The sequence below is a fragment of the Streptomyces niger genome (genome assembly GCF_000718305.1).
GTDB classification, from domain to species: Bacteria; Actinomycetota; Actinomycetes; order Streptomycetales; family Streptomycetaceae; genus Streptomyces; species Streptomyces niger.
Map to the genome: position 1 here is coordinate 90,337 of NZ_JOFQ01000004.1, position 26,326 is coordinate 116,662.

Sequence of the window (26,326 nt, forward strand, 5' to 3'; positions counted from 1 at the left end):
CTCCGGCTCAGTACCCGAATGCCCGGGCGGTGTTGGCGGCGACGGCCGTGGCCAGCGCGTCCTCGTCCATCCCCTTGACCTCGGCCATGGCCCGGAGCGTGACCGGAATGAGGTACGGAGCGTTAGGCCGACCGCGGTACGGCGCGGGCGTCAGGAACGGGGCGTCGGTCTCCACCAGCACCAGTTCCGCCGGGGCGACGGCGAGCGCGTCCCGCAGCGGCTGGGCGTTCTTGAAGGTCACGTTGCCGGCGAAGGACATGAAGTAGCCGGCCTCGGCGCACACCTTCGCCATCTCGGCGTCGCCGGAGTAGCAGTGGAAGACGGTCCGCTCGGGCGCGCCTTCCTCGCGCAGCACCCGCAGCACGTCGTCGTGGGCCTCGCGGTCGTGGATGACCAGCGCCTTGCCGTGCCGCTTGGCGATCTCGATGTGCGCGCGGAAGGACCGTTCCTGCGCTGCCATGCCCTCGGGGCCGGTACGGAAGTGGTCGAGGCCGGTCTCGCCGACGCCCAGGACGTGCGGCAGCGCGGCGAGCGCGTCGATCTCCGCGAGCGCCTCGTCCAGCGCCGCGTCGCCACCGGCCTCCCTGGCCCCCTGCCGCGACCATCCGTCAGGATCCCCCAGCACGATCCGCGGCGCCTCGTTCGGATGCAGCGCCACCGCCGCGTGCACCGCGTCGTACGCGGCGGCGGTCTCCGCGGCCCAGCGCGAGCCGTTCACGTCGCAGCCCACCTGGACCACCGTCGTCACGCCGACGGCCGCGGCCTTGGTGAGCGCTTCCTCGACCGTGCCCGTTTGCATGTCCAGGTGGGTGTGGGAGTCCGCCACGGAGACCCCGAGCGGTTCGGGCAGCGGCGGCGGTGCGTCCTTGGAGCTCATGCCGCGATCCTACGAGGGCGTACGGGCCCGGCCGCGGCTCAGGTCCTCACCTGCGGTGGTGCTGGAACGGGTGCAGCAGGTCGGACAGGTGCCAGTGGTGGCCGTGCCGCTCCGGCGCGCCGTCCACCGATCCCCCGGCGTCACCGGCGTCACCGGGGTCGCCGGCCGGGCCGGTCGTGGGCTGCGGCTTGCGCGGCGCGTAGAGCCGCTCGGCGGCCGCCGAGACCATGGAAACCTGACCGGCCCGCATGATCCGGACTATGTGCCCGCCGCACTGGCGGCAGGTGGGCCGGGTCAGCGGTGAGGGGACTCGCTCGCCGTCGGCGTAGTAGACGACGCGCGGCTCACCGGACACGTCCACGTGGTGCTCGATGTCGTAGGCCTGCTCCCAGCCGTGCCCGCAGTGCATGCAGGCGAAGGAGTAGGCCTCGTGTGCGGAGGCTTCGGTCCGGGTCGTGTGCCGGGTCCCGCTCGTGGTTCCCACAGGTTCAGTCATCGCAGCTCCTCTTGTCCGCCGGACAAGCTCTCGCTCTCGGGACGGAACGTCCCACCTCCAGTGGACGCCTTTCCGAGCTGCGATGCAGCAAAGGTTCTCCCTGTTGGCCCAGATTTGGGCGGGGCGAGACGAAAGACCTCGCCGGGACGACCTCCGCTTTACCTTCCAGACCCGTCATTTACCCGCGCGAGAATCACCACGCTCCGCGTTCTTTGCCGCCACGACGGCATCGAAGACCTCGCGCTTGGGTACGCCCGCCGCTGCCGCCACCCCCGCGATGGCCTCCTTGCGCCGCTCGCCGGCCTCCTCACGGACCCGCACCCGGCGCACCAGCTCCTCAGGGCCCAGGTCGGCCGGGCCCGGCTCGGGCGCGCCCGCCACCACGATCGTGATCTCGCCGCGCACCCCCTCGGCCGCCCATTCGGCCAGCTCCCCGAGCGGCCCGCGGCGCACCTCCTCGTACGTCTTGGTCAGCTCGCGGCAGACGGCGCCGCGCCGCTCCGGGCCGAAGACCTCCGCCATGGCGGCGAGCGCGTCGGCCAGCCGGTGCGGCGCCTCGAAGTACACGAGTGTGCGGCGCTCCGCGGCGACCTCCTTCAGCCGCCCGGTCCGCTCCCCCGCCTTCCGCGGCAGGAAGCCCTCGAAGCAGAACCGGTCCACCGGCAGCCCGGACACGGCGAGCGCGGTGAGCACGGCCGACGGGCCCGGCACGGCCGTCACCTTCACGCCGCGTTCGACGGCCGCGGCCACCAGCCGGTAGCCGGGGTCGGAGACGGAGGGCATGCCCGCGTCGGTGACCAGCAGCACCCGCGCCCCGCCTTCGAGCGCCTCGGCCAGCTCCGGGGTGCGCGCCGACTCGTTCCCCTCGAAGTACGACACCACCCGGCCCGTGGTGTGCACCCCCAGCGCCGTCGTCAGCCGGCGGAGCCTGCGGGTGTCCTCGGCCGCGATCACGTCGGCGGCGAGCAGCTCGGCGGCCAGCCGCGGCGGAGCGTCCTCGGTGTCGCCGATGGGGGTCCCTGCGAGTACGAGCGTTCCAGTCACGGCCCCATCCTTTCAGGCCTGCCGGCATCCTTCCCGCCGCGCGGGGAGACGGGCCTCTCACAGGCCGCTTCCCTACGATGGCCCGGTGACGAGTGACACCGCGACCAACGACCGGCGCGCCGACGACCGCGGCCGGCCCCCGGCGGCCGCCGCGCGGGCGCCCCACGGCGGCGTCCTGGCGCCGACCGCCTGGCTGCGGCGGCTGCGCCGCTTCGGCTACACCGCGCGCCCGGAGCGGGACGTGCGCACCCGGCTGCTCGCGCCCTTCCCCACCCCGCAGGTCTCCCCCCGCACGGCCCGCCTGGCCGCGTGGGGCCTGCCGTTGCTCGTCGCACTCCTCGCCGGCATCCTGCGCTTCTGGCGCCTCGGCAGCCCGGACAAGGTGATATTCGACGAGACGTACTACCCCAAGGACGCCTGGTCCCTGCTGCAGTACGGCTACGAGGGCACCTGGGCGAAGAACGCCAACGACGCCCTGGTCGGCGATCCGTCACGCCTCCTCCTCAGCCCCGAGCACTCCTACGTCGTCCACCCGCCCCTCGGGAAGTGGATGATCGCGCTGGGCGAGTGGGCCTTCGGCATGAACCCGTTCGGCTGGCGTTTCATGACGGCCCTGCTCGGCACGCTCTCCGTGCTGATGATCTGCCGCATCGGCCGCCGTCTGCTGCGCTCCACCGTCCTCGGCTGCCTGGCGGGCCTGCTGCTCGCGGTGGACGGCCTGCACTTCGTCATGAGCCGTACCGCGCTGCTCGACCTCATCGTCATGTTCTGGGTCGTGGCCGCGTTCGGCTGCCTGCTCGTCGACCGGGACCGCACCCGGGCCCGGCTCGCCGCCGCGCTGCCGACGGGCGAGGACGGCCTGGCCCGCCCCGACGAGAAGGTGGGCGACCGGCTGGGCCTCGGGTGGCGACCCTGGCGGCTGCTGGCCGGGCTCTGCCTCGGCCTCTCCTGCGCCACCAAGTGGAACGGCCTGTACTTCCTCGCCGCCTTCGCCCTGATGTCGGTCCTGTGGGACGCCGGCGCCCGCCGCACCGCCGGCGCCCGCCACCCGTACCGCTCGGCCCTCCGCTGCGACGTCGTACCGGCCTTCCTCTCCACCGTGGTCCTCGCCGCGGCCACCTACCTCGCCTCCTGGACCGGCTGGATCGCCACCAAGGGCGGCTACTACCGCGACTGGGCCACCACCCCCGAAGGCCGCGCCGGCGGCTGGACCTGGCTGCCCGACTGGCTGCGCAGCCTGTGGCACTACCAGCACGAGGTCTACGAGTTCCACACCCACCTGACGTCCACCCACACCTACCAGTCCAACCCCTGGAGCTGGCTGGTCCTCGGCCGCCCGGTCTCCTACTTCTACGAGGACCCGAAGGCCGGCCAGGACGGCTGCACCGCCGCCGAGGGCTGCGCCCGCGAGGTCCTCGCGCTCGGCACCCCGCTCCTGTGGTGGGCCGCCTGCTTCGCACTGCTCTACGTCCTCTACCGCTGGCTGTTCCAGCGCGACTGGCGGGCGGGCGCGATCGCCTGCGGCGTCGCCGCCGGGTACCTCCCCTGGTTCCTCTACCAGGAGCGCACGATCTTCCTCTTCTACGCGGTGGTCTTCGTCCCGTTCCTCTGCCTGGCCCTGGCCATGATGCTCGGCGCCCTCATCGGCCGCCCCACCGAACCCACCACGGAACCGGGCGCCCTCCTCACCGGCGAACGCCGCCGAGCGGCGGGCATCGTAGCGGCAGGCGTCCTGGTCCTGCTCATCGTGTGGAACTTCATCTACTTCTACCCGGTCTACACGGGCCTCCCCATCCCCAAGTCGGCGTGGCAGGGCCGGATGTGGCTGGATACGTGGGTGTAGCCGCACACCTGAGTGGGGTTCGACACGTGGGGCAGCCGTCCAGCTTCGCGTAGCGCAGCTGGCGTACGGGGGGCGAGTGTTTCCGTGAGCCACCAGTACGCCGGCGATCCCCTTGTGGCGCCGCCTTTGCCTGATCGGGTTGCCGCGCCCTGACCGCCGTGCCTTGCTGGGACGCGGTAGCAGGAGGAAAAACCCGCAGGCGAAAGGGGCGGACCGGACGCTTCCGGCCGCGCCGTGCCGCGGGCGCAAGGGAACGGGGAATGTCGTGCGCGCACCGGGACGGAAACCCTTCGGGAGGGCGCTCGCTTGCCTGGCCGCCACATCGGTCCTCTTGCTCGCGGGGTGCGGGAACCAGCCGGACGGAGGCGAGGAGACGCCGCCCGGTCCCGCGCAGAGCTACGGGGACAGCGGGGCGTCGCCCGGTCTGTCACCCGGTGAGCTGCCCAGGGGCGGGGAGACGGACGTTCCGCCGGTGTCGGGGCCCGACCCCGGCAGGAGCCAGGGGCCGGGGGACGCGAGCCATGCCCCGGCCCGCGTGGACCACGACGCGGAAAGCACGGACGATCCGGGCGTCGGTCCCGTCCCGCCGCACAACTCCCCTCCCGCCACGAGCGCTCCGGCCACCACCCCGGGCATCGTTCCGCCCCCTGCGTCCAGCGCCCCTCCGCCCCCCTCCTGCGGGCAGGACTCCTCGTCGGCGGCGTGCCGGGCCACACCCGCACCGTCGGCGGAACCCTCGCAGCCCTGAGCAGACCGATGACCGACGACGCGCCCCCGGCCTCCCGCACCCGCCGGCAGCGCCTGCGCGCCCGGCTCGCGTCGGACGCCCGGCGCCTGGAAGCCTTCCTGGAAAGGCTGTCGGGCCGCCGACGGGGAACCGGTACGGGCCCGGACGAGGCCGCGGGCCCCGCGGCCACCGCCCGGTCCGGCCGCTTCATCGAACTCGCGAACACGGCGTTGGGCGCCAGTTCCTTCTTCCTCGCGCTGATGCTCTACGCGGGGCTCATGCACAACGCCTCGTACTACGGCTACTTCCACATCGACACGTTCACCGTCGGATTCGACGCGCTGGAACTGGCCGTGACGAGCCTGCGCCTGATGACGCTTCCCGTCCTCACGACGCTGGCACTCGTCGCCTTCCTGCCCAGGGTTCCGGAATTCCTGACCTCGCTGGGCGTGCCCGCGGTGGTCCTCCGCATCCTGCAGCGAGCCGGCGCCGTGATCGCGAGAGGGCACCTCTTCGTCGTCGCCTTCGGAATCACCCTGCTGTTTCTCTGGCCTCATCTCGCGCCCCATACCTGGATCGCTCCGCTGGTGGTGCTGTGCGGCCTGATCCTCGGGCAGACCGGAGCCGTCCCGCCGGGGCCGCGCGCCGGACATCCGGTCCGGTACCGGGCGATTCCGCTCGCGGTCGCGGGGATCTTCGGAATGTGGCTGATCGCTCTGGTGGCCGGGCACCTGGGGCAGACGGACGCGGAGGCGGACGCCGCCGGGGTGGCCCGGCGCGTGCCCGTCGTGGTGTTCAGCACCGAGCTGCTGAGCATGACCGGACCGCCCGGCCTGGACGCGCCGGTGGACCTCGGGAAGAACAAGCATTACCGGTACCGCTACACGGGCCTGCGCCTCCTCGTGGAACGCCATGACCGCTACTACCTGATCCCCATGGGCTTCGACCGCGACACCGATCCGACGTACGTCATCGAGGACGACGACTCCATCCGCATCGAACTGCACCCCGGCGTCTCGGAAGGCGGGGCACCGTAACAGGTCGGAGGGGGCCGGGCGACGTGTGAGGGAAACCATGCGTGGCGGTCCCGCGGGCGGTCCAGAGGGCGGCCGGTAGCGGCGGAAGGGGTCGCGTGCCTGGGCACGGTGGGCGTGTGGTGAGTACACCGGGATCTGCTGTGACTTTTCCGTGACCGGCGCATCGACTGTGTGTCACCGGACCGATGCCGGAACGAGATGCGCGAGGGTCACTCCAATACCCCGTGTCCCATAGAGTGCGCTGCACGTTCTTGTGTGCGTGTCCCAAGGACGACCAGGCTTCTTCGGGAGGGGAACGTAAGTCATGCGCCGCGAGGTGAGGTACGGGCTGATCGGCGGGGCGATCGCCCTCGTCGCGGGAGGCGTCGGCGGGTACACCCTGATGGGGAGTTCCGATGACGAGGCCCCGCAGCAGGAAGTCATGGCGGCGGACGGCAAGCCGGGCGCGGGCGAGCCCTCGGTGAAGACCGGGCCGCTGTCCGCGCGGGAGGTGAAGACCGCCGCGACCGGCTTCCTGGACGCCTGGCAGTCGGGCGACGTGGCGAAGGCCGCGAAGCTCACCGACGACGCCGAGGCCGCCACCACCGCGCTGACCGGCGTCACCGAGCAGGCCCACTTCGCCAAGGTGACGCTCACGCCGACCGCTCGTAAGGGTGACACGGTGCCGTACGAGGTGGCCGGGCAGATCGCGTACAAGAACCAGCGGGCCGCCGTCTCCTACAACACCTCGCTGACCGTCGAGCGCGACAAGAAGACCGGCGAGCCGGTCGTCGACTGGCAGCCCACGATCGTGCACCCCGGCCTGTCCGAGGGCGACACGCTCCGTACGGGCGCGGGCGAGGCGCCGCCCATCAAGGCCGTGGACCGCAACGGCAAGGAGATCTCCAAGGAGACCAACCCGGAGCTGGCCGGCGTGCTGGACAGCCTGCGGACGAAGTACGGCGACAAGGCCGGCGGGAAGCCGGGCGTGGAGTTCTTCATCCAGCGCGCCAAGAGCGGCGACAAGGCCGCGCAGAAGCCGGACCAGACGCTGAAGGTCCTCTCCAAGGGCACCCCCGGCACGCTGAAGACCACCCTGGACGTCAAGGTGCAGGCCGCGGCGCAGAAGGCGGTCGCCACGAAGAGCAAGGCGTCCGCGGTCGCGGTCAAGCCCAGCACCGGCGAGATCCTGGCCATCGCCAACTCGCCCACCAAGGGCTTCAACGTCGCCACGCAGGGCTCGCTCGCGCCCGGCTCCACGATGAAGGTCGTCACCTCGTCGATGCTCATCGACAAGGGCCTGACCTCGCCGAACAAGACGCATCCCTGCCCGAAGTACGTGACGTACGGCGGCTGGAAGTTCCAGAACCTCAACAAGTCCGAGATCAAGAACGGCACCTTCGCGCAGAGCTTCGCCGCCTCCTGCAACAACGCCTTCATCTCGCAGGCCAAGAAGCTCAGCGACGACGACCTGACCAAGCAGGCCCGGGACGTCTTCGGCCTCGGCCGGACCTGGAACACCGGCATCCCCAGCTTCGACGGCAACGTGCCGGTGCAGAGCGACGCGCAGATGGCCGCCTCGCTCATCGGCCAGGGCGGGGTCCGCATGAACCCGCTGAACGTCGCCTCCATCGCGGCGACCGTCCAGTCCGGCAGCTTCCACCAGCCGTACATCGTGTCCCCGGACCTCGACCACCGGTCGCTGGCCAAGGCGTCGCGCAACATGAAGCCGGACACCGCGTCCGCGCTGAAGTACCTGATGAAGCTGACGGCCACCTCCGGCACCGGCGCCAAGGCGATGTCGGGCCTCAGCGGTGACATCGGCGCCAAGACGGGTTCGGCCGAGGTCGACAACCAGAAGAAGCCGAACGCCTGGTTCACCGCCTACCGAGACGACATCGCGGCGGCCGCGGTGGTCCCCGCCAGCGGACACGGCGGCGACAACGCGGGCCCGGTCGTCCGCGCCATCCTGAACCAGGGCTGACGCGAGCAGCACCGTGCCCTCGGGAAGGGGGGTCGTCCGCATCGCGGACGGCCCCCTTTCCCGGTTTTCCCGGTCTTTTCCCGGTCGCATGGCCCGTACAGCTTTCGCTAGCGTGCGGGCCATGAGTACTTCAGCCGACGCTCACCCCCTGTTCGCCGAGGCGCTGCGCGAGCTGGGCCTCGAAGTCCCGGTACGCCGCTTCCCCGCCGCGACCCGCACCGCGGCGCAGGCCGCGGCCGCCGTCGGCTGCGCGCCCGCCGAGATCGTGAAGTCACTCGTCTTCGCGGCATGGGGGTCCCCCCACGCGTCCAGCAGTGGGGGAGGAGTGCCGGTGCTGGTCCTGGTGGACGGGGCGTCGCGGGTGGACGTGGAGAAGGTCCGCGCCGAGCTGGGCGCCGGTCACGTGGGCCGGGCGGACGCCGCGGTCGTGCGGGAGACCACCGGGTACGCGATCGGCGGCGTACCGCCCTTCGGACACCGCACGCGGACGACCGTCCTCGCCGACCGGGGGCTGCTCGCGCACGGCACGGTCTGGGCCGCCGCCGGCACCCCGCACACCGTCTTCCCGCTCGATCCGAAGTCGCTGATCGAGTACGCGGGCGGCCGCGTCGTGGACGTCCGCGAGCAGACCGCGTGACCCCGCTCGTCGTCGCCGCCGTCCTGACCGCCGCGGTCACCCACGCCGGCTGGAACGCGATCGCCCACGGCATCCGCGACCAGCTCCTGGCCTTCACCCTCGTCGGCAGCGGCGGCGCCGTCTGCGGCGTGGTGCTCGCCGCCGTCTCCCCGCTGCCCGCCGCCGGCTCCTGGCCGCTCCTCCTCGCCTCCGCGCTGCTGCACGTCGTCTACCAGGCCCTGCTCATGCGGTCCTTCCGGCTCGGCGACTTCGGGCAGATGTATCCGATCGCGCGCGGCACCGCCCCGCTCGTGGTCACCGTCCTCGCCGCCGTCTTCGTGGGCGAGCTGCCCGACGCCTGGGCGCTGACCGGCGTCGCCGTGGCGTCCGCCGGCCTCCTCGGCGTCGCGCTGTGGGGCATCCGCGGCTCCGGTACGCGCCCGCACTGGCCCGCGATCATCGCCGCGGTCGCCACGGGCCTGGCCATCGCCTCGTACACGACGGTCGACGGGGTCGGCGTCCGCGCGTCCGGTACGTCGCTGGGCTACATCGGCTGGCTGATGCTCCTGGAGGGCCTCGCGATCCCGGCGTACGCGCTGGCCACCCGGCGCCGGGCGCTCTTCACCGAGCTGCGCCCGTTCGCGGTCCGCGGGCTGCTGGGCGGGGTGCTGTCGGTGTTCGCGTACGGGCTGGTCCTGTGGGCCCAGACCCGCGCGCCGCTCGCGCCGATCGCGGCGCTCCGCGAGTCCTCGATCATCGTCGGTGCGGCGATCGGTGCCATCTTCCTGAAGGAGCGGTTCGGCGCGCCGCGCATCGCCGCGGCGGGCCTGATGGTGGTGGGCATCGGCCTGATGCTGCACACGGGCTGACCGACGCTCCACACGAAGAGCCGGCCGCCCCCGCCCCCTCCGGAGGCGCCCCGCCCCTTCGGAGGTCGAACCGCTCCTCCGGAGGCCGCCGTCAGCCGGCGCCCGTCATGGCACTCACCAGCGCCGCGTTGCTGACGAGGAGGCCGCCGTCCACGGGCAGGGCGACGCCCGTGATCCACGAGGCGTCCGAGGACGCCAGGAACGCCACGGCGGCGGCGATGTCCTCGGGCTCGCCGACCCGGCCCAGCGGGTAGACCGGCGCGGCCCGCTCCAGTACGTCCTCGCGGCCGTCCCAGTTCGGGGTGTGCACGGTGCCGGGGTGGACGAGGTTCACCCGGACCCCGCGGGCGGCGTTCTGCACGGCGAGGGTGCGGGTCAGGCTCGCCAGGCCCGCCTTCGCGGCGCTGTACGCGTGGTTGGTGAAGTACTGCTCGGCGTTGACCGAACCGATGTTGACGATCGCGCCGCGCCCGCCGGCGGCCGCGAGGTGCGGCATCGCGGCGCGGGCGCACCTGAACGCGCCGGTGAGCGTGATGTCCAGGTCGCGCTGCCAGGTGTCGTCCGGCTGGTCCTCGAAGGCGGGGGTGTCGGGGTGGCAGGACAGGGCATTGTTGACGAGCACGTCAAGGCGTCCGAAGCAGTCCGCGGCGCGGGCCACGGCGGACTCGACGGCGTCGCGGTCGGCGACGTCGCAGGGCCAGGCCTCGGCGGTGCCGCCGTTCTTGCGGATCTCGGCGGCGGCCTCCTCGGCGCGGTCGCCGTTCAGGTCGGTGACCAGCACGCCGGCGCCCTCGTCGGCGAGTCGGCGGGCGGTGGCGGCGCCGATGCCGCGGCCCGCGCCGGTGATCAATACCCCATAACCTTCAAAACGCCGCACGCTCGCCCCTTTCGCGTGGTGTCCGAGGTTGTTGATTTTTGACGTACCGGTGCGGGCCCGCAACCCTTTCGCACAGTGGCGGCGCGTTTTCGGCGTACGCGGGCGGGCCCGGACCGGGCCCTCGCCCGGCGCGGTCCTCAGAGCGTCGTGCGGAGCGCCCGGACCAGCGCCTGCGCGCGGGGGTCGGCCGTGACGTTCTTCTGCATGCCGTTGGTGACGTACCCGAAGGACGTGCCGGATTCGGGGTCGGCGAAGGCGAGCGCGCCGCCGCGGCCGGGGTGGCCGAAGGAGCCGGGCGCCAGCAGCGGGGCAGCGGGGCCGTGCAGCATGTAGCCGAGGCCGAAGCGGGAGGGGGCGACGAGCGTACGGTCCGGGCCGGCGGACTCCTCGGTACGGGCCAGCGTCAGCGTCGCGGGCGCGAAGAGGCGCGGGTGGCCGTCGACCGGGCCGATGAGGGCCGCGTACAGGCGGGCCAGCGAGCGGGCCGTCGCGATGCCGTTGGAGCCGGGCAGCTCGGCCGCCCGGAAGGCCGGGTCGTTCTCGTCGGCGTGCGGGGTGATCGCCGCGAAGGCCCGGCGGGTCAGCGACGTGGGGTCCTCGTACGCCTCGGCGACGGCGCGCTTGGGCCGTACCTTCAGGCCCGTGCCCGCGGGCGCCGGCGGCGGGGTGATCTCGGCGAGCCGGCCGGCCCGGCCGCGGGCGGCCTCCGCCTCGGGGAGGCCGATCCACAGGTCCAGGCCGAGCGGCCCGGCTATCTCCTCGGCCACGAACGTGCCGATCGAGCGGCCGGTGACCCGCAGCACCAGCTCGGCGAGGAGCCAGCTGAACGTCTGGGCGTGGTAGCCGTGGTCCGTGCCGGGGGCCCACGCCGGCGCCTGCGCGGCGACCGCGGCCGGGCCGCTGACCCCGTCGGCAGCCTCGGCAGGGGTGAGCGGGGTGTCCAGGACCGGCACGCCGGCCCGGTGCGAGAGCAGGTGGCGGACGAGCGTGCGTTCCTTGCCGGCGGCCTTGTACTCGGGCCAGTACGTGCCGACCGGCGCGTCCAGGTCCAGCTGCCCGCGCTGGTGGAGGAGGAGCGGGACGACGGCGGCGACGCCCTTGGTCGCGGACCGGACGACCTGCGCGGTGCCCTCTTCCCAGGGAGCCCGGGGACCACCGTCGTCCCCGGCAGCGGCGGCGCCGTCGCGGTCGCCCGCCCACAGATCCACGACCTTGCGCCCGTGCCGGTACGCGGCGACGGCCGCCCCCCGCTCGCCGCGCCGCGCGAAGTTCGCCGCGAAGGCATCGCGGACCGGCTCGTAGCCGGCCTCGACCGTGCCGTGGACGTCCACCACTGTTCCCGCTTCCCACTCATCCGTCGCGTTTGTGACCCATCCATGGTGCAACGCGCCGATCAGTGCTGATGACCAGGAACCCGCTGCCCGTGGGGAGGGTCACAGCGCGTACCGGGAACCGTCACACGGGGGCGGTCACCGAACGGGGATCGAAACCGAAGGGAAGTTCGAGCCGGTGGGCGGCCATCAGGTCGGCGTCGCAGAGCAGGTCCTGCGTACGGCCGTCCGCCGCGATGACCCCGCCGGACAGGACGACCGAGCGGGGGCACAGCTCCAGCGCGTACGGGAGGTCGTGCGTGACCATCAGGACGGTGACGTCCAGGGACCGCAGCACGTCGGCGAGTTCACGGCGGGAGGCCGGGTCGAGGTTGGAGGAGGGCTCGTCCAGGACGAGGATCTCGGGGCGCATGGCGAGGACCGTGGCGACCGCGACCCGGCGGCGCTGGCCGAAGGAGAGGTGGTGCGGCGGGCGGTCGGCGAAGCCGGCCATGCCGACCCGGTCGAGCGCCTCGGTGACCCGTTCCTCCAGTTCCGCGCCGCGCAGCCCGGCGGCGGCCGGGCCGAACGCGACGTCCTCGCGGACGGTCGGCATGAACAGCTGGTCGTCGGGGTCCTGGAAGACGATGCCGACGCGGCGGCGGATCTCGGCGAGGTTCCGCTTGGCCACGGGGAGGCCGGCGACGGCGACGGAGCCCGCGCCCGCTTCGAGGATGCCGTTGAGGTGCAGGACGAGGGTGGTCTTGCCGGCGCCGTTCGGGCCGAGCAGGGCCACCCGCTCGCCGCGGGCCACGGTCAGGTCGACGCCGAAGAGGGCCTGGTGGCCGTCGGGGTAGGCGTACGCGAGGCCGGCGACCTCCAGGGACGGGGCGGTGGTGCTGTCGTGCGGGCTCATGGGGTCCATCGGGGTCATAGCGTCCATCCCAGCAGGCAGACGGCGAGTGCGGCGAGGGGGAGGGCGGCGGCGGACGTCCACTGGGCGCGGTCGGCGGTCACCTCGTCGGTGACCGGCACGGTGCCGGCGTAACCGCGGCTGACCATGGCCAGGTGGACGCGTTCGCCGCGCTCGTAGGAGCGGATGAAGAGCGCGCCGGCGGACTTGGCGAGGACGCCCCAGTGGCGTACGCCGCGCGCTTCGAAGCCGCGTGAGACGCGGGCGATGCGCATCCGGCGCATCTCGTCGGTGATCACGTCGCCGTACCGGATCATGAAGGACGCGATCTGTACCAGCAGCGGCGGCATCTTCAGGCGCTGCAGGCCGAGGAGCAGATTGCGCAGCTCGGTGGTGGCGGCCAGCAGTACGGAGGCGGCGACGCCGAGGGTGCCCTTGGCGAGGATGTTCCAGGCGCCCCACAGGCCGGACTCGCTGAGCGACATGCCGAGGACGTGGAGGCGCGGACCTTCGGCCACGAAGGGCATGAGGAGCGCGAAGGCCACGAACGGGACCTCGATGAGCAGGCGCTTGAGGACGAAGCCGGCCGGGAGCCGGGCCGCCACCGTGACGGCCGCGAGAAGCACCGCGTACAGCCCGAAGGCCCAGACCGCCTCGCGCGGGGTGGACACGACGATCAGCACGAAGGCGAAGACGGCGGCGATCTTGCAGTGCGCGGGGAGCGCGTGCACGGGTGAGTGCCCGTGCCGGTAGAGCTTGTGGGAGTGGCCGGCGCCCATGTCAGACCCGCTCGGGGGTGCGCTCGTCGGTGACGGCCGGGTCCGTGTCCCGGCGGCGGCGGACGACGAAGAAGACGCCGCTGCCGACGGCCAGGGTCGCGCCGACGCCGATCACGCCGGCCAGGCCGCCGGAGAGCCGCGCGTCGGTGATGTCCTTGACGCTGTAGTCGGCGAGCGGGGAGTCCTTGGCGGCGTGGTCCTTCTCCTGCTTGTCGATGCCCTGGTCGTGGGCGACCTTCTCCAGGCCGTCGGGGCTGGCGGAGGCGTAGTAGCTGATGCCGCCGGCGCAGACCAGCGCTGCGGCGACGCCGGCGAGCCAGACGCGCTTGGTGGAGCGGGGCGCGGCGGCCGGCGCGGGGCTCTTGGGCTCGGCCTCGGCGGCCTCGGAAGCGGCGGCGGGGGCGGCGGCCGCGGCGGGCTCGGTGCGGGGCGCGCCCGGGGCGGCCGGGACCGCGACGGGGGCGACCTTCAGCTCCAGCGGCTTGCTGAGGCCGCGGGCGCCGTACACCAGGTCGGGCCGTACGGCGATGACCGCGCCGACGGTGAGCGCGGTGATGGCCGCCTCGCCGATGCCGATGAGGACGTGCACGCCGACCATGGCGGTCAGCACCTTGCCGGTGGAGACGTCCGCGGTGCCGCCGAGCGCGTAGATCAGGGTGAAGACCAGGGCCGCGGCGGGGACGGAGACCAGCGCGGAGACGAAGCTCGCGACGGTGATCGAGCGGCGCTTACGGGGCAGCACCTTCACCAGCCCGCGGAAGAGCAGGTAGGCGACGACGGTGGTGGTGATCGCCATGTCGGTGATGTTGACGCCGAGCGCGGTGAGGCCGCCGTCGGCGAAGAGGACGCCCTGCATGAGGAGGACGACGGAGACGCACAGGACCCCTGTGTAGGGGCCCACGAGTATCGCCGCGAGTGCCCCGCCCAGGAGGTGGCCGCTGGTACCGGCGGCGACGGGGAAGTTCAGCATCTGCACGGCGAAGATGAACGCGGCGACCAGGCCCGCGAGGGGCGCGGTGCGCTCGCCGCCCAGGCCGTCGCCGCCCAGCTCGCGGCGGGCGCCGCGCAGACTGACCGCGACGGCGGCCGCGGCGACCGCACCGGTCGCCACCGAGACCGGGGCGTTGATGAATCCGTCGGGGACATGCATGGCTGGTTTCTCCGCTCGTGGCCGGTAACCCACCCATGGTGGTCGTACTGCAAATCATGTGCAAGAGCGCCCATGATGCGGGACGGTGGCGCACGCGGCGGACGGATACGCCGGGCGGGCATCCGGGCGCGCGCAAAAGGTGGCAAGCCGGTGGTTATCGGTGAAGCTGAGGGGAACCCGCGCCCTCCCCGTCGCTCGTCCGAAGGTCTGCCGTATGACATCGGCCACCACCGCGCGGAGGCTCCGACCGCCCCGCCCGCGCTCAGCCGCCGCCGCACGAACCTCGTCTTCGTCACGATCGTGCTCGGCATGCTGCTCGCGGCCCTGGACCAGACGATCGTCTCCACCGCGCTGCCCACGATCGTCGCCGACCTGGGCGGCGGCGGGCACATGGCGTGGGTGGTGACCGCCTATCTGCTGGCCGAGACCGTCGCCACGGTGCTGGTCGGCAAGTTCGGCGACCTCTTCGGCCGCAAGATCGTCTTCCAGCTCAGCGCCGTCGTGTTCGTCGGCGGCTCGGTGCCGGCCGGGCTCGCGGGCAGCTGGAGCCGAACGTGAAGGAGGCGCTGGCGAAGGTGCCCGGCGTGCCGGCCGAGGCGGCGCAGAGCCCGCAGGGCCTGCACGCACTGCCCGCCGCACAGGCCCGGCCGGTGATCGACCACACGGTGGCCGCCGGGCTGCTCACCCGGGACGGGGACGCGCTGGCGCTCACCCCGGCCGGGCGGACGGAGATCGACCGGCTGGGCGCGGCCTGGCGGCGGTGGCTCGACGGGCACCTGGAGGACTGGGACATCGCCGACCCCGCGGACCGGGCCGGCCTGGACCGGGCGCTGGACACCATGGCGGCGCGCCTCCTCGACGAGGGCGAGTCGGCCCAGGAACGCACCGCCGTCTGAGAGCCGTGCCCGGCATCGGCGTACGCCCGGCAGGAAGCGCGGGGCACGGTGCCACGCGCTGTCACCCTGGGGACGAGTTGTGCAAGTCGAGTTGCCGCGGCCTGTCCGGGCCGAAACGATGGACGGGTGAGCGACGCACAGGAGGCCGCCGAGCCGTCCCCGGAGACGCAGTCCGCCCCCGCACCGGCCCGTGGCCGCTTGCGGCCGGTCAAGCCGGACGGGGGTGCCACCAGCGGTTCCTACCTGCGCTTTCCCCATATTCACGGGGACCTGGTGTGCTTCGCGGCCGAGGACGACCTGTGGGTCGCGCCGGTGGTGCCCGAGGACGCCGAGCCGCCCCGCGCCTGGCGGCTGACGGTGGACCGCACCCGCGTGAGCCACCCGCGCTTCTCCCCCGACGGCAGCGAGATCGCCTTCACGACATGGCGCAGCCTGGACCCGGAGGTCCACGTGGTGCCGGCCGAGGGCGGCCCGGCCCGCCGGCTCTCGTTCTGGGGCAGCGTGGACGCCCGGGTGTGCGGCTGGACCCCGGACGGCGACATCCTCGCGGTGTCCTCGCACGGCCAGCCGTTCTCGTACTACTCCTGGGCGTACAGCCTGCCCACGGACGGCAGTCCGGGCGGCCGCCTGCCGTGGGGCCCGGTGTCGAACATCGCGGTCGCCGACCTCGCGGGCGAGCGGCAGACGCTGCTGCTCAGCGGCACGCCGCCGCACGAGCCCGCGTCCTGGAAGCGGTACAGAGGCGGCGCGACGGGACGGCTGTGGCTGCACGGCACGCAGCTGGTGCCGGAGATCGACGGCCATCTGGACTCGCCGATGTTCGTCGGCGGCCGGATCGCCTTCCTCTCCGACCACGAGGGCGTCGGCAACGTCTACTCCTGCCTCCCCGACGGCACGGACCTGCGCCGCCACACCGATCACGCGGACTTCTACGCCCGGCACGCGGCCAGCGACGGCGAGCGGATCGTCTACCAGTGCGCGGGCGAGCTGTGGCTGGTGGACGACCTGAGCGCCGGCGCCGTGCCGCGGAAGCTGCCGGTCCGGCTCGGCGGGCCGCGCACGGGCCGCCGTACGCATCAGGTGCCGGCCGCGGCCAACGTCACCTCCCTCGCGGTGGACACCACGGGCCGGGCCAGCGCGGTCGGGGTGCGCGGCAGCCTGTACTGGCTCACGCACCGCGACGGGCCGGCGCGCACCATCCACGACACCCCGGGCGTGCGGGTCCGGCTGCCGGAGATGCTGGGCGACACCGGCCGCATCGCGTACGTCACGGACGTGGTGGGCGAGGACGCCATCGAGATCGCCGACCTGCCCAAGGCGTCCGGGCCGGGCGACCCGCGCCGGCTCGCCGCCGGGAAGCTCGGCCGGGTGCACGAACTGATCGCGTCCCCGGACGGCGAACGGCTGGCGGTGGCCGCCAACGACGGGCGGCTGCTCCTGGTGGACGCCTCCGAGGAGGGCGAGGGCGAGGTCACCGAGCTGGTGCGCTCGGAGAACGGCCCGGTGCGCGACCTGGCGTTCGCGCCGGACTCCAAGTGGCTGACCTGGTCGCATCCGGGCATCGGCCGGTCGCTGCGGCAGATCAAGATCGCCAAGCTGGGCGACGGCACGGTCGTGGACGTCACCAACGGGCGCTTCGAGGACGAGCAGCCGGTCTTCACCCGCGACGGCCGGTACCTGGCCTTCCTGTCCTGGCGCGGCTTCGACCCGGTCTACGACGTGCACACCGGCGACCTGTCCTTCCCGCTGGGCTGCCGCCCGTATCTGGTCCCGCTGAACTCCGCCACGCCCTCGCCCTTCGCGCTCTCCCCCGAGGGCCGGCCGGCGGCCGGCGGCCTGGACCCGGTGGACACGGCCGCCGAGGGCACGGTGCTGGTGGAGGTGGAGGGGCTGGCCAGCCGGGTGACGCCGTTCCCGGTCGCCGCCTCGAAGTACTCCGCGCTCGCGCCGGTGGCCGGCGGCGGGCTGGTCTGGCTGCGCTGGCCGATCTCCGGGGCGCTGGGCGAGACCTTCGCCAACCCCGACAACACCTCCGGTCAGCCGACGCTGGAACACTTCGACCTGGTCAAGGCCAAGCGCACCGAGCTGACCAGCTCGCTGGACTCCTATGCGCTCAGCGGCGACGGCACCCGCCTGGTGATCAACGACGAGGGCGACCTGCGGTCGGTGCCCGCGACGGACACCCCGGACGCCGACTCCACGGTCTTCCTGGACCTGCGGCGCATCCTGCACGACGTGGACCCGGCGGCGGAGTGGCGGCAGGCGTTCGACGAGGCGGGCCGGATCGTCCGCGCCTACTTCTGGGACCCGGGCATGTGCTCCATCGACTGGGCCGGCGTGCTGGACCAGTACCGCCCGCTGGTCGAACGGGTCGCCTCCCCCGACGAGTTCGCCGACCTGCTCCGCGAGGTGCTGGGCGAGCTGGGCACCTCGCACGCGTACGTCACCGGGGCGCGCCGCAACGAAGGCCCGCCGCACTACCAGCGCGCGATCGGCCTGCTCGGCGCCAACTTCGTGTGCCGGGACGGCCGCTGGATCCTCCAGCGCATCCTGCCCGGCGACTCCTCCGACTCCAAGGCCCGCTCCCCGCTGGCCGGTACGGGCATCCGCGAGGGCGCGGCGCTCACCCACGTCGACGGCCGCCCGGTCGACCCGGTCGCGGGCCCGTTCCCGCTGCTGGCGGCGGCCGGCGGCACGACCGTCGAGCTCACGTTCACCTCGCCGGACGACGACGGGCGGCCCCGCCGGGTGGCCGTCGTGCCGCTGATCGACGAGCGGCCGCTGCGGTACCAGGACTGGGTGGCCAAGCGCCGCGAGGTGGTCCGCGAGCTGAGCGGCGGCCGGTGCGGCTACCTGCACATCCCCGACATGGGCGGGTCCGGCTGGGCGCAGTTCAACCGCGACCTGCGGATGGAGGTCTCCCGGCCCGCGCTCATCGTCGACGTGCGGGGCAACGCGGGCGGCAACATCTCCGAGCTGGTCATCGAGAAGCTGACCCGCACGATCGTGGGCTGGGACTTGACCCGGGACGCGCAGCCGGTGACGTACGTGTCCAACGCGCCGCGCGGCCCGGTCGTGGCGGTCGCCGACGAGATGACCTCCTCCGACGGCGACATGATCATCGCGGCCTTCAAGCTCCAGGGCATCGGCCCCGTGGTGGGCCTGCGTACCTGGGGCGGGGTGGTCGGGATGACCGGCCGGCACCGCCTGGGCGACGGCACGTCCATCACCGTCCCGATGAACGCCGCGTGGTTCGACGCGTACGGCTGGGACGTGGAGAACCACGGCGTGGAGGCGGACATCCAGGCGCTGCGCTCGCCGCTGCAGTGGGCCGAGGGCCGCAACCCGCAGCTGGGCGTCGCCGTGCGGACGGCGCTGGAGCTGCTGGAGCGGCACCCGGCGACGGACCCGCCGGGGCTGGCCGACGTCCCCGACAACCGGCGGCCTGTGCTGCCGCCGCGGAGCTGACCGACCGCCGGCCCTGCTCGCGCCGTACGTGACGACGTGACGACATACGCGTGACGACATACGTAGCCGTACGTGACGACACACGTGAGGGGCGCACCTGGTGCGGGTGCGCCCCTCACGTGCACGGCAGTTGCCGGGACCTCATGTCCCGTGACCGTCCCCCAGGGGGCCCTTCGCGGCCGTCCGGGGCTCCCGGTCGACGCGGTCCATGCTCTTCACCCGGCCGACCGCCCGGTCGACCGGCTGTGCGCCCTGGTCGGCGAGCGCCCGGCGTGCGCGCTCGTCGAGTTCCCGCTGCTTGGCGTGGAACTGGTCTATGAGGCCCATGTGCACACTCCAATGGGGTGGGGTCGGAATGCCCACCAGTGTCGCACATATGGGTTAAAGGTGCATATCGGACACTACCGCTGGGTCCGGGCGCTCTCGTCCGCCGCGCCGCCGGCGCCCACCAGCCCGATCCTCATCCCGTCCAGCCGGTCGCCGAAGCGCTTCATCTCGCGCTGCCCGACCGTCCCGATGATGCTGGGCAGGTACCCGCGTATGGACTGCATCCCGCGCAGCCACCACTGGCCGTAGACGTGCGCGGAGCGGCGCTCGATGCCCGCCACGAGCCGGTCGACGGCCGGGCCGAGCGGGTACGTCTTGTTCGACGGCCAGGGCAGCCGCTGGCGCAGCTCGCGCATCACGTCGTCCTGGTCGGCGCCGCGCACCATGTCGGTGTCGGTCCAGCTCAGGTAGCCGACGCCGACGCGTGCGCCCTTGTGGCCGACCTCGCCGCGCAGGCTGTGCGCGAACGCCTCGACGCCCGACTTGGACGCGCAGTACGCGGTCATCATCGGCGCCGGGGTGATCGCGGCGAGCGAGGCGACCTGCAGGAAGTAGCCGCGGGACTCCATCAGCACGGGCAGGAAGGCCCGCCCGGTGACGGCGCCGCCGATGAGGTTCACCTCGATCACCCGCCGCCAGGCGACCGGGTCGGAGTCGACGAACGGGCCGCCCGTGGCCACGCCCGCGTTGGCGACCACCACGTCCACCTTGCCGAAGTGCGCCTTCACCTCCTGCGCGACCCGGGCGAGCGCCTCGTGGTCGGTGACGTCGGCGTGCCAGTGCGCCGCCTCGCCGTGCAGGGAGGCGGCGACCTTCTTCAGCTCGTCCGGCTCAAGGCCGACCAGCGCGAGCTTGGCGCCGCGCGCCGACAGCTTGCGGGCCAGCAGCTCACCGACGCCGCGTGCCGCACCGGTGACGACGACGACCTGCCCCTCCAGGGTCCTGCGTCCGCTCATGCCGACTTCTCCTTCGCTTCCCGGGCGCGCCGCGCCTTGGTCTTCTGCTTCGGGGCGAGCGCGGCCGGCTCGGGCGCGGCCGCGGTCAGGTGGTCCCGGACGAGTGCGCGGATCCGGTCGGCGACCGCGTCCGGCTCCTCGACGGGCGTCATGTGGCCGGCACCCGGCAGCTCGGTCAGGTCCAGGCAGTTCGGCAGTACGGAGGCCAGCCGGCGGGCGAGCACGATGGGCGTGAGCCGGTCGGCGGTGCCCGCCACGATCGCGGTCGGCACCTCCAGGCGGGCCACCTCGCCCGTCAGCTCCAGGCCGGCGAGCGCCTTGCCCCACTGGGCGCGTACCCCGGTCGGGCAGGAATGCACGATGCGGGCGCACGCCTCGATCTGCTCGGGGGTGGCGGCCGGGCCCATCGTGGCGTACTTCAGGACGCGCTTGCCGGGCGCCGTGACGGGGCCCAGCGGAGCACGCGAGCCGAGGATCGCGCGGTGCGCGAAGCGGCGCGCGCCGGGCGAGCGCAGCGGGATGACCATGGCCTCCGCCGCGAGGTCGGCGGCGCCGGTGCTGCACAGCAGGACGGCGGCGGCGCGCTCGCGCATGCCGGGGCGGCGCGCCGCGGCCATCGCGGTCATGCCGCCCATGGAGTGCCCGACCAGTACGGCTCTCTCGCCGGACTCCAGCGCGGCCTCCAGTACCGCTTCGAGGTCGTCGGCGAGCGCGTCGGTGCTGTAGCCGCCGGGGCCGGCGGCCGGGCTGCGGCCGTGGCCGCGCTGGTCGTAGACGACGACCTTGTGGTCGTCGGCCAGCAGGCGGACGACCGGGGCCCAGAAGGCGGTGGAGCAGGTCCAGCCGTGCGCGAGGACGACGGCGGGCGCATCCTCCGGGCCGTGCACCTCGGCGTGCAGCCGGGAGCCGTCGGCGGAGGTGACGGTCAGCTCGCGGCGGGCAGCGGGCGGGGCGTAGCGCCCGGTGGTGACGTACGGCGGGCGGCTCATGCGGCGGCCTCCACGGTCTTGTCGGTGCTCTCGTTACCGGTGCGTGCGGGCGCGCGCAGTACCTGGTACTCGGCCAGGTCGACCTGGCGGGTGACCTTGCGGAACTCGGCGGTGGTGCCGGGCCAGACCGTGGTGTTGCGGCCGTTCTTGTCCAGGTACCAGCTGTCGCAGCCGCCGGTGCTCCAGACGGTGCGCTCCATGCGCTGCTGGATGGCGGCGGACCAGGCGTGCACCGCGGAGGGGCGGGCGTCCAGGGCGATGCGGTCGCCGAGCAGGTCGAGCTGGCGCAGGTAGTCGATCATGTAGTTCAGCTGCGACTCGATCATGAGGATCATCGAGCTGTTCCCGAGGCCGGTGTTGGGCCCGATGATCGTCAGGAAGTTGGGGAAGCCGGCCGCGCTGCTGCCGCGCAGCGCCTCCATGCCGTCCTTCCACTCCTCCGCCAGCGTCGTGCCGTTGGCGCCGGTCACCCGCGAGGCGATGGGCATGTCCGTGACGTGGAAGCCGGTGCCGAAGATGATCGCGTCGACCTCGGTCTCGGTGCCGTCGGCGGCCACCAGGGTGTTGCCGCGCACCTCCTTCAGGCCGGCGGCCACGACGTCCACGTTGGGCTTCGCGAGCGCCGGGTAGTAGCTGTTGGACAGCAGGATGCGCTTGCAGCCAATGGTGTAGTCCGGGGTGAGCTTGGCACGCAGGGCCGGGTCCTTGACCGCCCGGTGCATGTGCGCCTTGGCCAGCGCCTGCACCAGGCCCAGCTCCTTGGGTCGCTTGGTGAAGGCGGAGACCTGGAGCTCGCGGATGCCCCACAGCAGCTGGCGGCGGAGCGCGCGGGTGGCGGGCACCTTGGTGTGCAGCCAGTGCTCGGCTCGCGTGATCTTCCGGTCGGCGCGCGGCATGACCCACGGGGGCGTCCGCTGGAAGACCGTCAGCCTGTCCACGGTCGGCTGGATCGCCGGCACGACCTGGATCGCCGAGGCGCCCGTACCGATCATCGCGACCCGCTTGCCGCGGAGGTCGTAGTCGTGGTCCCAGCGCGCCGAGTGGAAGACCTTGCCCTCGAAGGAGTCGAGCCCGGGGACGTCGGGGATCTGCGGGTCGGAGAGCGGCCCGGTGGCCGAGACGACCATGTCGGCGGTGAGCGGGCCCTGTGCCGTCTCGATCTCCCAGTACAGCTCCTCGGTGTTCCACCGCGCGCTCTTCACCTCGGCGTCGAAGCGCAGGTGCGGCCGCAGCCCGAAGGTGTCGGTGACCCGCTCCAGGTACGCCCTGATGTGCGGCTGCCCGGAGAAGTTCCGCGGCCACTCGGGGTTGGGCGCGAAGGAGAACGAGTACAGGTGCGACGGCACATCGCAGGCGCAGCCCGGGTAGCTGTTGTCGCGCCAGGTGCCGCCCACGGAGCCGGCCCGCTCCAGGACGACGAAGTCGGTGATCCCCTGGCGGCGCAGCCGGACGGCGGCCCCCAGGCCGCCGAACCCCGATCCGATCACCACCACCCGTACGTGCTCGTGTTCGCGCTCGGCCATGCCGCGCCTCCTGTGTCCGTACCGTCGACCACTCCGAACCGCGCCAGTAATCACTGGCACAGTCGGAGAGTAGGGCAGCTCCGTACCGAGCGGTAGGGGTTGAGCGGAAGGAAGTTACCGGCGGTTGCACCTCCCGGCGGCGCCGGGCACCCGGCATAGGGTGAAGCCGTGGAAGCGAACACAGGCACGGAGGACGGCCCGAAGGAGCGCGAGTTCCGCATGTCCGAGCTGGCGGCGGAGGCCGGCATCACGGTCCGTACGCTGCGCTTCTACCGCGAGCGCAAGCTCATCCCGCCGCCCCGCCGCGAGGGCCGCATCGCCTGGTACAACGAGCACCACCTCGCCCGGCTCCGGACGATCGCGGCGCTGCTGGAGCGCGGCCACAACCTCGGCGGCATCGCGCAGCTGCTCACCGCCTTCGAAAGCGGCCGGGACGTCGGCGAACTCCTCGGCCTGGACAGCGGCTCACTGGTGGCGCCCTTCTCGGAGGAGACCCCGGTCCGCCTCACCCCGGAGGAGCTGGCCGACCACTTCAAGGACGACGTGACGGTCGACAACCTCGCCACGTCCCTGGACATCGGCTACCTCGCCGTCGACGGCGACGAGTTCGTGCACATCAGCCGGCGGCTGCTGGACGCCTCCACGGACCTGGTCGCCGCGGGCGTGCCGCTCGCCGCCGTCCTGGACGCAGGGCGCCAGGTGCGCGCGCACGCCGACGCGCTCGCCGGGCTGTTCATCAAGGTCATTCGCACCCACGTCCTGCAGGACGTGCTGGCCCGCGTGGAGGCCGGCGCCGAGCTCGGCCCGGAGGAGCTGACCCGGCTCGCGCAGACCATCGACAAGCTCCGCCCGCTCTCCAAGGGGATCGTCGACGCCGAGCTGTCCATGGCCATGGACCGCGCCATCGGCGCCGAGCTCGCCTCCTGGGCGGACGGTACGACGTCCTCGACGTCACCGGCATCGCCCTCGACGTCACCGGCGGACGAGGCCGCGGACGACGACTGAGCCCGCCTCCGGCACCTGCGCCGGAAACGGGCTCAGCTCCTCGTGCCGCTGTCGGTCACGCGCCTGCCGGGTACCCCGACGCGGGCACGGTGGCCGGACGCTGCCCGCCCGCTTGGTGCTCCGCGGGGTGCTGACCGTTCTGCTGCTGGCCGTTCGGCTGCTGGCCACTCGGCTGCTGGCCACTCGGGAGCTGGTCGGCCTCGGGCCTGGCCCCCGCCGGCTTTGTGGCGGCCGGGTGCTGCCCCGCCGCCGGCTTCGTACCCTGCGGCTGCACGCCCTGAGGCTTGGCGGCCTGCGGCTCGGTGGCCTGGTGCTGAGCGGCCTCGGGCTTCGCCGGCTGCGGCTTCCCGGCGGCCGGCTTCCCGGCGGCCGGCTTCGCGGCCTCCGGCTTCCCGGGCTCGGGCTTCGCGGCCTGCGGCCTCCCCGGCTCGGGCTTGCCGGCCGGCTGCTGCACCGGGTCCGGCTTCGGCGCGACCGCCTGCCGCACCGGCTTCAGCTTCCAGATCTGCCGCGGGCTCCGGTCCGAGCACGGCCTCAGGGCGACCCGGTCGCCCTTCGCGCGGTCGACGACCTCGGTGAGGCAGTACGTTTGCAAAGGCGCCCGCAACTGGCTGCGACTGGGGTCCGTGCCGGTTCTGCGGATCTGGTAGCCGTCGCCGTGCCGGGTGAACGTCCAGTCCGTCAGGTGCTTCGCCGAGCAGGACGGGAACATCAGCTTGCGTGCGGGACTCGTGCCGAGGCACCCCTTCTTCGCCTCGCTGCGCAGCTGGAACCGGTCCGCGTGCGGCTTCAGGCCGAACACGTCGGTCACGCCCTGGCTGCCGCAGGTGATGAGCGACAGGTCGAGCACGTCCTTGACCGCACGCGGGGCGAGGCAGCGGCCGTCGACGGCACTGGCGATGCGGAAGTCTCCCTTCGCCGGGGCCGCGGGCCGCTCGGCGGAGCCGGCCGATGCGGTCCCCGCCTGAGCCAGCAGCAGCGCCGCTCCGACCAACGCGCCGGAGACGACCTTGATCCTGTAGGGCATGGTGCGTTTCCTCTCCTGGAGTGCCGCGACCAGAACCGGCTCGCGGCATCAATGTCGACAAAACGCAACAAAGCATGAAAACAGGAGAGATGCTGACTAACACGCATGAGTGGGTGAAAGAAACGGCGCGCTGGAGTGCCGTACTCGGACACGCGGGTGAACGCGCGCGGAGCCGCCCGGGACCCCTCGTCCCGGGCGGCTCCGCACCGCCTCAGAGCTCGTAGACCGCCGTCACCGGGGCGTGGTCGGACCAGCGCTGGTCGTACGCGGCGGCGCGCTCGACGTACGCCTTGACGGCGCGGTTCGCCAGGCCGGGGGTGGCCATCTGGTAGTCGATGCGCCAGCCGGCGTCGTTGTCGAAGGCCTTGCCGCGGTAGGACCACCAGGAGTACGGGCCCGCGACGTCCGGGTGGAGGGCGCGGACGACGTCGCGGTAGCCGGCCTCGTCCAGGACGCGGGTGAGCCAGGCGCGCTCCTCGGGGAGGAAGCCGGCCTTCTTCTGATTGGCCTTCCAGTTCTTCAGGTCGGCCTCCTGGTGGGCGATGTTCCAGTCGCCGCAGACCACGACCTCGCGGCCGTCCGCCGCCGCCCTGGCCTTCAGGTCCGCCAGGTACGGCAGGAACTCCGCCATGAAGCGTTCCTTCTCGTCCTGGCGCTCGGTGCCGACCTCGCCGGAGGGCAGGTAGAGGCTGGCGACGGTGACGCCCGGCAGGTCGGCCTCGACGTAGCGGCCGCTGGTGTCGAACTCCGCCGACCCGAAGCCCACCCGCACCCGGTCCGGCTCCCGGCGGGTCAGCAGCGCCACTCCGGCCCGTCCCTTGGCCGCGGCCGGGGCGTACGTGGCGAACCAGCCCTCCGGCGCCCGTACCTCCGCCGGGAGCTGTTCGATTTCGGCGCGCACCTCCTGCAGGCAGACCACGTCGGCGGCGGTCTCCGCCAGCCACGGCACAAAGCCCTTCTTCGAGGCGGCCCGCAGGCCATTCACGTTTACTGAGGTGACGGTGAGCATCCGGGCACGATAGCCGACCCAGGTGTCTCGCTCGCCGCCACCCTTCGGACGCACGTACGATTTCGCGAATGGAGATTCGCCCGGTTCGCTATGACCATCCCGACGCCGTCACGCTCGACGCGCTCGTCCAGCAGGAGTACGTGCTGCGCTACGGCGACCCCGACGTGACGCCGCTGGACCCGGAGATGTTCGTGCCGCCGAACGGCGTCTACCTCCTCGCGTACGAGGACGGCCGGCCGCTGGCCACCGGGGGCTGGCGGACCCGGGACGAGGACGGCGAGGGGTACGCGGACGGCGACGCCGAGATCAAGCGGATGTTCGTGACGGCCGAGGCGCGCGGGCGCGGGCTGGCGCGGCGCATCTTGGCGGCACTGGAGGACGACGCCCGCGCGGCGGGCCGTACGCGGATGGTGCTGGAGACGGGCATCAAGCAGCCGGAGGCGCTGGAGCTGTACGCGTCCAGCGGCTATCTGCCGGTGGCGAAGTTCGGGCACTACCGGTACTACGACGACAGCCGGCACCTGGGGAAGTCCCTGCTGCCCTGACCTGCGGCGGCCCACCCCTCACAAGATCGTGATTGACAGCGGACCGGGCCGCTCCCCATACTCATTCCACTAATGAACTA

At 73.0% G+C, this 26,326-nt stretch carries 23 protein-coding genes and 1 pseudogene; 10 read left to right on the forward strand and 14 right to left on the reverse strand.

The features are described from left to right. Window positions 1-7 precede the first annotated feature (7 nt). The 3 genes from IF20_RS09245 to rsmI all read right to left on the reverse strand — a co-directional run bounded on the left by IF20_RS09245 (window position 8) and on the right by rsmI (window position 2,417). Window positions 8-877, reverse strand: a complete 870-nt coding sequence (locus IF20_RS09245) for a TatD family hydrolase (protein ID WP_052864615.1) — start codon at window positions 875-877, stop codon at window positions 8-10. 46 nt (window positions 878-923) lie between these two features. Continuing rightward, a complete protein-coding gene (locus tag IF20_RS09250; RefSeq protein ID WP_052864616.1) occupies window positions 924-1,373 on the reverse strand; it encodes a hypothetical protein in 450 nt (149 codons plus the stop codon). A 174-nt stretch (window positions 1,374-1,547) separates the two neighbouring features. Next, window positions 1,548-2,417, reverse strand: coding sequence for a 16S rRNA (cytidine(1402)-2'-O)-methyltransferase (gene rsmI / locus IF20_RS09255; RefSeq protein WP_052864617.1), 870 nt, complete (start codon window positions 2,415-2,417; stop codon window positions 1,548-1,550). Between the two features lie 85 nt (window positions 2,418-2,502). Between rsmI and IF20_RS09260 the strand changes: the two genes are divergently transcribed. From IF20_RS09260 to IF20_RS09280, 5 genes are all read left to right on the forward strand, one after another. After that, window positions 2,503-4,260: a dolichyl-phosphate-mannose--protein mannosyltransferase gene (locus tag IF20_RS09260; protein ID WP_052864618.1), complete on the forward strand. Its 1,758-nt coding sequence runs from the start codon at window positions 2,503-2,505 to the stop codon at window positions 4,258-4,260. A 756-nt stretch (window positions 4,261-5,016) separates the two neighbouring features. Then, on the forward strand, window positions 5,017-6,024 hold the full coding sequence (locus tag IF20_RS09265; protein ID WP_234426584.1) for a hypothetical protein: 1,008 nt from the start codon (window positions 5,017-5,019) through the stop codon (window positions 6,022-6,024). A 304-nt stretch (window positions 6,025-6,328) separates the two neighbouring features. Beyond that, window positions 6,329-7,987, forward strand: a complete 1,659-nt coding sequence (locus IF20_RS09270) for a penicillin-binding transpeptidase domain-containing protein (RefSeq protein WP_052864619.1) — start codon at window positions 6,329-6,331, stop codon at window positions 7,985-7,987. Between the two features lie 121 nt (window positions 7,988-8,108). After that, window positions 8,109-8,624, forward strand: coding sequence for a YbaK/EbsC family protein (locus tag IF20_RS09275; protein WP_052864620.1), 516 nt, complete (start codon window positions 8,109-8,111; stop codon window positions 8,622-8,624). Next, the gene (locus IF20_RS09280; protein ID WP_052864621.1) at window positions 8,621-9,472 is read left to right on the forward strand and encodes an EamA family transporter; all 852 of its coding nucleotides are present in this window, start codon (window positions 8,621-8,623) and stop codon (window positions 9,470-9,472) included. Before IF20_RS09275 ends, IF20_RS09280 begins: the two co-directional genes overlap by 4 nt. 91 nt (window positions 9,473-9,563) lie before the next feature. On the opposite strand, the gene IF20_RS09285 is transcribed toward IF20_RS09280, so the two are convergent. The 5 genes from IF20_RS09285 to IF20_RS09305 all read right to left on the reverse strand — a co-directional run bounded on the left by IF20_RS09285 (window position 9,564) and on the right by IF20_RS09305 (window position 14,501). Beyond that, window positions 9,564-10,349 carry an SDR family NAD(P)-dependent oxidoreductase gene (locus IF20_RS09285; protein WP_052864622.1) on the reverse strand — a complete coding sequence of 262 codons (786 nt, stop codon included), beginning with the start codon at window positions 10,347-10,349 and terminating at the stop codon, window positions 9,564-9,566. A gap of 137 nt (window positions 10,350-10,486) precedes the next feature. Next, on the reverse strand, window positions 10,487-11,683 hold the full coding sequence (locus IF20_RS09290; RefSeq protein WP_052864623.1) for a serine hydrolase domain-containing protein: 1,197 nt from the start codon (window positions 11,681-11,683) through the stop codon (window positions 10,487-10,489). 121 nt (window positions 11,684-11,804) lie between these two features. Next, window positions 11,805-12,575 (reverse strand): energy-coupling factor ABC transporter ATP-binding protein, encoded by a 771-nt coding sequence (locus IF20_RS09295; RefSeq protein ID WP_052864885.1) that lies wholly within the window; start codon window positions 12,573-12,575, stop codon window positions 11,805-11,807. A gap of 14 nt (window positions 12,576-12,589) precedes the next feature. Then, window positions 12,590-13,351 (reverse strand): cobalt ECF transporter T component CbiQ, encoded by a 762-nt coding sequence (cbiQ, locus tag IF20_RS09300; protein ID WP_052864624.1) that lies wholly within the window; start codon window positions 13,349-13,351, stop codon window positions 12,590-12,592. 1 nt (window position 13,352) lies between these two features. Further along, window positions 13,353-14,501, reverse strand: coding sequence for an energy-coupling factor ABC transporter permease (locus tag IF20_RS09305; RefSeq protein ID WP_052864625.1), 1,149 nt, complete (start codon window positions 14,499-14,501; stop codon window positions 13,353-13,355). Window positions 14,502-14,810: 309 nt separating this feature from the next. Here IF20_RS09305 and IF20_RS09310 point away from each other — a divergent pair. The 3 genes and pseudogenes from IF20_RS09310 to IF20_RS09320 form a co-directional block, all read left to right on the forward strand. Next, window positions 14,811-15,038, forward strand: a pseudogene (locus IF20_RS09310) (MFS transporter); the annotation flags it as partial. Window positions 15,039-15,055: 17 nt separating this feature from the next. Then, window positions 15,056-15,397 carry a hypothetical protein gene (locus tag IF20_RS09315; protein ID WP_052864627.1) on the forward strand — a complete coding sequence of 114 codons (342 nt, stop codon included), beginning with the start codon at window positions 15,056-15,058 and terminating at the stop codon, window positions 15,395-15,397. Between the two features lie 198 nt (window positions 15,398-15,595). Next, the gene (locus IF20_RS09320; protein ID WP_052864886.1) at window positions 15,596-18,865 is read left to right on the forward strand and encodes a S41 family peptidase; all 3,270 of its coding nucleotides are present in this window, start codon (window positions 15,596-15,598) and stop codon (window positions 18,863-18,865) included. Window positions 18,866-19,006: 141 nt separating this feature from the next. Here the strand turns inward: IF20_RS09320 and IF20_RS09325 are convergent, their stop codons facing one another. The 4 genes from IF20_RS09325 to IF20_RS09340 all read right to left on the reverse strand — a co-directional run bounded on the left by IF20_RS09325 (window position 19,007) and on the right by IF20_RS09340 (window position 22,660). After that, window positions 19,007-19,192 carry a hypothetical protein gene (locus IF20_RS09325; protein ID WP_052864628.1) on the reverse strand — a complete coding sequence of 62 codons (186 nt, stop codon included), beginning with the start codon at window positions 19,190-19,192 and terminating at the stop codon, window positions 19,007-19,009. Window positions 19,193-19,266: 74 nt separating this feature from the next. Further along, on the reverse strand, window positions 19,267-20,148 hold the full coding sequence (locus tag IF20_RS09330) for an SDR family oxidoreductase (RefSeq protein ID WP_052864629.1): 882 nt from the start codon (window positions 20,146-20,148) through the stop codon (window positions 19,267-19,269). After that, entirely contained in the window at window positions 20,145-21,137 is a 993-nt protein-coding gene (locus IF20_RS09335) for an alpha/beta fold hydrolase (protein WP_052864630.1), read from the reverse strand. Before IF20_RS09335 ends, IF20_RS09330 begins: the two co-directional genes overlap by 4 nt. Next, the gene (locus tag IF20_RS09340) at window positions 21,134-22,660 is read right to left on the reverse strand and encodes a flavin-containing monooxygenase (RefSeq protein WP_052864631.1); all 1,527 of its coding nucleotides are present in this window, start codon (window positions 22,658-22,660) and stop codon (window positions 21,134-21,136) included. The genes IF20_RS09335 and IF20_RS09340 overlap by 4 nt, the downstream gene beginning before the upstream one ends. A 219-nt stretch (window positions 22,661-22,879) precedes the next feature. Between IF20_RS09340 and IF20_RS09345 the strand changes: the two genes are divergently transcribed. Beyond that, window positions 22,880-23,665 (forward strand): MerR family transcriptional regulator, encoded by a 786-nt coding sequence (locus tag IF20_RS09345; RefSeq protein ID WP_052864887.1) that lies wholly within the window; start codon window positions 22,880-22,882, stop codon window positions 23,663-23,665. 55 nt (window positions 23,666-23,720) lie between these two features. Here IF20_RS09345 and IF20_RS40455 read toward each other — a convergent pair whose 3' ends face one another. Together IF20_RS40455 and IF20_RS09355 are read right to left on the reverse strand one after the other, a co-directional pair. Beyond that, a complete protein-coding gene (locus IF20_RS40455; protein ID WP_052864632.1) occupies window positions 23,721-24,692 on the reverse strand; it encodes a hypothetical protein in 972 nt (323 codons plus the stop codon). A gap of 211 nt (window positions 24,693-24,903) precedes the next feature. Further along, the gene (locus tag IF20_RS09355; RefSeq protein WP_052864633.1) at window positions 24,904-25,701 is read right to left on the reverse strand and encodes an exodeoxyribonuclease III; all 798 of its coding nucleotides are present in this window, start codon (window positions 25,699-25,701) and stop codon (window positions 24,904-24,906) included. 68 nt (window positions 25,702-25,769) lie between these two features. Here IF20_RS09355 and IF20_RS09360 point away from each other — a divergent pair, with 68 nt between their 5' ends. Continuing rightward, window positions 25,770-26,246: a GNAT family N-acetyltransferase gene (locus tag IF20_RS09360; RefSeq protein ID WP_052864634.1), complete on the forward strand. Its 477-nt coding sequence runs from the start codon at window positions 25,770-25,772 to the stop codon at window positions 26,244-26,246. Window positions 26,247-26,326: the final 80 nt, after the last annotated feature.